Genomic DNA, 4,647 nt, shown 5'->3' with positions numbered 1-4,647 from the left:
TGATCCTTCTCCTGTATTGTGTTTCCCCAGACCTGGTATCCCGTCTCCCACACGATTTTCCCGTCGCTGTCCGTCAGCTCTTCCGGCGCGCCGTTCACATCCGTGTGAAAATACAGTACCCGGGCCGGTTCCCCTTTGCCCGCCTTATCCACCCGCGCCAGCGGTTCATAACTCCCCGGGGCACTGTAAATATACAGGCTGCTGCTCCCTTCCGGCCTGCTCTCCTGCGCCAGCCGCATCCCGTCCCATAAAAATTTTGTCCGGTTGTACGCTTTACCGTCATGGCTGATATGCTGTTTTTCCGTCCGCCTCCCCAGCGCATCGTACACATACCGGTATGTCCCCCGCGCTGTCCTCGCCTCCACCATCCGGTGCTCCGCATCATAGCGGTAACTCTGCGTTCCGCTCCGGCCCTGCTTTTCCACCATCCGGCCATATTCGTCATAACGGTAGTGCACACCACGGTAAGACATCAGCCGGCTGAACGGCACCACGCTGTTTTCTGCCGTGGCCCTTTCCCCCGCACGCCGGTCCAGCAGGTTTCCCGCTGCGTCGTACTGCCAGCTCGCCAGATATCCCTCATCCTCCAGGCGGCACGCCGTGACGCGCCCCGTGCTGTCGTAAAAGTAATCCGTTTCGCCCCGCCGGCTGTGCCGTGTCTTCAGCAGTTCGTCCTGACCGTTGTAGCTGTACTGCCGGTCCGTGAACGTCTCCGGCACCACCCCGCGCATTCCGCTGCAGGTCTCCTTACGTTTCAGCCGCCCGGCAGGGTCATAAAGCTGCCGCGTGCTCAGCCGCCCCTGGCTTCTGAGTACCTCCCGGTGCAGGCTGTCACGCGTGAACTCGCTGATGACTTCCCGGTCCAGATTTATCTGCTGGAGATGACCGCTGCCGTAGTACAGATGCCGCTGCGTCCTGCCGTCCGGAAACGTGGTGGCAGTCCGGTTGCCCAGTTCGTCGTACCGGTGGGTCAGGACGCCCTGCGCCGTCTCCTCGCTCAGCATCCGGCCTGGTCTGTCGTAACTGAAGCGGATTATCTCCGGCGCGCCGGTTTCGTCTGCGTCGTGCCGCCGGCAGCGGATTTCCAGCAGCTGGTCTGCCGCGTCATAAACGTATTCCGTGCGGGTTTCTGCCGTCTCCTTTGCGGTGAGCCGGCCCGCTGCATCACGCATCAGCCGGTGGCGGATTTCTCCGCCCTGGTCGCCCGTGAACACCACCTCCGTGACCGCGTTCAGCGCGTTGTAACGGTACGCCTGACGGCAGCCGTCCGGATTTATCTGCTCCGCCAGACGGTCCAGCACATCGTGGCGGAACCGGTAGCTTTCTCCGTTCTCGTTTGTCAGCGTGACCAGACGCCCGTAGGCGTCGTACCCGAACCCCGTCCTGCGCCCCGCCGCGTCCGTGCGGATGCGCACCCGCCCCTGCCCGTCGCGCTGCCAGCGCGTTATCTGCCCTGCCGGGCTGGTGTATTTCACCAGCCTGCCCGCCGCATCCGGCTGGTAACGCGCCGTGCGACCGTCCGCCAGTATCACCTCCACCAGGTGACCGCTGTCGTCATACCCGTAGCGCGTGCTGTGGCTCTGCGCGTCTGTCATCCGTATCAGCCGCGTGCGTTCATCATAGAACCAGGCCGTCTGCGAGCCGGAGCAGTCCGTGTGCCGCATCAGCTGCCCGTCTTCGTTCCACTGAAGGTATTTATTTCCCCCGCGTGCGTCGGTTATCTGCACCACCTGGCCGTGGCGGTCATACTGATACCGGGTGCTCTGTTGCAGCGGGTCGGTCACGGCAAGAAGATTGCCGCGTTCATCGTACTCACAGCGCCAGCTGTTGCCCCCCGCATCCACCTCCGTCTCCGGTTCGTGCCACACCGGGTGCCACTGCGTCTGCGACACCCGCCCCATTGGGTCGTGCGTCTCCGTGATATGCCCCTGACGGTCATACACATAGCGCCATCTGCCGCCCTGAGCATCGGTCATCCCCAGCAGCAGCCGTTCTTCGTCGCTCCAGCGGAACGTCATCACCTGCCCGGCCTCGTCCCGGTACGCCGTCACCTGGTTCTGCGCATCCCACTGATGATAACGCGTGCGCCCCAGACCGTCCGTCACGCACAGCCTGCGCGCCGCCAGGTTCCACGCCAGCCGGTACTGTTCACCGCTGTCCGTGTGGTGCCCCGTCACCCGCCACGCTGCGTCATCCGGACCGTCATACCAGCCCCACTGATAATAATATCCCTCGCCGCCCGGCTGGCGGTGCAGGGTCATGCAGTGATTATCGTTGTAGGCAAACTCGCGCAGCAGGTGGCCGGTACTGTCGTACACGCCGGTCAGCTGCCCGGCCTCGTCATAGCTGTAACGACGCAGCAGTAAAGGTGCAGTATCAGGGAAATGCTGATAAATCTGCGTCACCCGCCGGGGATGCGCCGCCAGGTCGTAATGCAGACGGATGCACGGACGCCGCTGTTCACCACTGATTTGCGTGATGCGCCCCAGCTCGTCGTGGTACAGATTCAGACAGTTGCTGTTACGGTCGCCCAGCATTTTCAGCCGCTGGCGCTGCGGGTGATGCGGGTCGGCTTCAAACAGAAAAAACTGTCCATCATCGCTGCTGATAAGCCAGTGCCCCTGCTCACCACGCCGTACTGCCAGTCCTTCACCAGGACTGTAAAACCCGCTCCCCGGCAGCACGGCTTCCATATCCAGGCGTCGCCCCATACCCGACACAAAGGTCATGCAGTTTTCGTCCGCGTTACCCGGTGTGCGCTCGAGGCTCACTTCATACATCACACTCCAGCCCTGACCGAACATCCCATCCGTGCGCTCGTCACGACTGCTGTACACACGCTGCCAGTCCAGCGGAAAGTGACCCGGCAGGCTGAAGTCGAAATCGTCGTCATCCGCCAGATATTTGGCTCCGGTGGCGGCGTTGACCGGATGTGGAAGGGCGCTGATGGCCTTCTGTGTTATCATGCTCATCCCGACACCGGCAGCAAAACAGGCGATTTTAGAAAGCATTTTGCCCGGGCGGAGAAACATCAGCGCCACGGTTGCCACCAGGGTTATCTGCGACCTGCCGCTTCTGATATCCCTGACCACCAGTAACGGCCCCCCAATGCGGACATCCGGTGACACAAACGCCCCGTCCCCCGGCTCATTCACCACCCGGGCCTCACAGGTACAGCGTGCCCCGCTGCGTGCCGCCGGCTGGCTGTTGATACGCACATCCCGAGCGCCTTCCGCGATATACTCCGCCGCTGGCGGTTCGTCATCATCTCTGAACAGATTGCTGATACTGCCAATAACCGCATTCACGCCCTGGAAGGCGGTTTCCAGCATACCGTCCGGACTGAACAGGTTAAGGACCGTTCCCGCAGGGTCATCCAGAAAGGCGGCTTTTTTTTGTGCGAGTAACTGAGTCAGTGAGGAGGGATGTTTATGGCAGTCGATTTTATCGTCAGGGGTCGGGGTGGAGCCCGGAGCCGCACTGGCCACAGTGGGCTGCCACAGTTCCGACACAAAATGTGTCACGCCATCCACCAGCTCAGCACGCCCTTCTTCCGTACTGAGCTGGCCGGACAGCGCCCGGGACATCAGCACAGGTCCTGTCACCGGGTTAACCGCCAGGGCTATGGCCCCCGCCATTTCCAGATATTCCCCGGCCACATCCCGGAATGTTCTGGCGTCCTCCTGACGCTGCGCTTCTTCCTGTTCCGCCTTCGCCTGCGCTTCCTGCGCCTCAATCTCCTGCCGCGATACCGCAGTGGCTGCTGCCCGCGCGGCAGGTTTGCTGTTGATCAATGTGTCACCAGAGCCGGTGAGGATGTAACCTTCAGTCTGAGGCGGGAACAACATATCAGCGAGGGCAGAACAGGCTTCGCTGACCGTTTCTGTCACGCCGGTGTACACCATCGCCACCCCCGCCACAAAACCGATCAGCACGACGGCCGTGCACCCCAGCGTCACCCCCGCTGACGCTGCCAGCACCGTGGCAGCCCCGACAATGAGGGCATCAATAACGACATTTGCCGCCACTTCCAGCACAGCCCCCAGCACATCTGCCATAAACGACGTATGCAGCAGGGCATCCCCCTGCCTTGCCGCCCAGAATGCCTCTTCCATGTCCCGTTCCCTGTGTGATTAATTCGTCCTGGCTTCCTGCCGCATCCTGAAGCGCAGATTCTTTTTAATTTCAGCCCAGCGCGTCATGTCTGCCGGGGTCAGCGGTGTGGTTCTGGCGTAGGTGAAGGCCATCATGACCCGCTCACCCGGCAATACAAATGCCACCTGACACTGGTACACCTGCTCGTTACCCCGGAGAAACTGACTCTGTATCTCCAGCCCTTCTTCGCCGTCATTAATCCCCACCCGGGTCACCTGCACGGGCGTGTAGTGCAGCTCCTTAACCTGCTTTTCCAGTTTTTTCATCTGCTGTTCAACCTGAGAGGCTAATTCGTCTCCCTCCTGCATCTGGCCCCGGCTGATAATTAATGCGGCATCGGGATCACTGAGGCGCAGCATATTAATGGTACTGTCCTGAGATATATTGCCGTCGAAAGACAGAACGGCTTCATTTACATAATATTCCGTCATAATGGAAAGAGTCCCTTTGAATAAAATATTTAATAATGGTTGTGATTTATTTTTCAGTCAT

Annotated in this window: 2 protein-coding genes; both read right to left on the bottom strand. The window is 60.6% G+C overall.

Going from position 1 to position 4,647, the window contains the following annotated elements; translation table 11 throughout:
* Nucleotides 1–4,115 (bottom strand): DUF6531 domain-containing protein (locus A7Z29_RS22810; RefSeq protein ID WP_105290887.1); only part of this gene is annotated, 4,115 nt, incomplete at its 3' end.
* Between the two features lie 18 nt (nucleotides 4,116–4,133).
* On the bottom strand, nucleotides 4,134–4,586 hold the full coding sequence (locus A7Z29_RS22805) for a DcrB-related protein (RefSeq protein ID WP_000141613.1): 453 nt from the start codon (nucleotides 4,584–4,586) through the stop codon (nucleotides 4,134–4,136).
* Between the last annotated feature and the right edge of the window lie 61 nt (nucleotides 4,587–4,647).

The sequence above is a fragment of the Escherichia sp. MOD1-EC6842 genome (assembly GCF_002965705.1).
In the GTDB taxonomy this organism is placed as follows: Bacteria; Pseudomonadota; Gammaproteobacteria; order Enterobacterales; family Enterobacteriaceae; genus Escherichia; species Escherichia ruysiae.
This window is presented reverse-complemented; position numbering and strand designations above follow the sequence as displayed.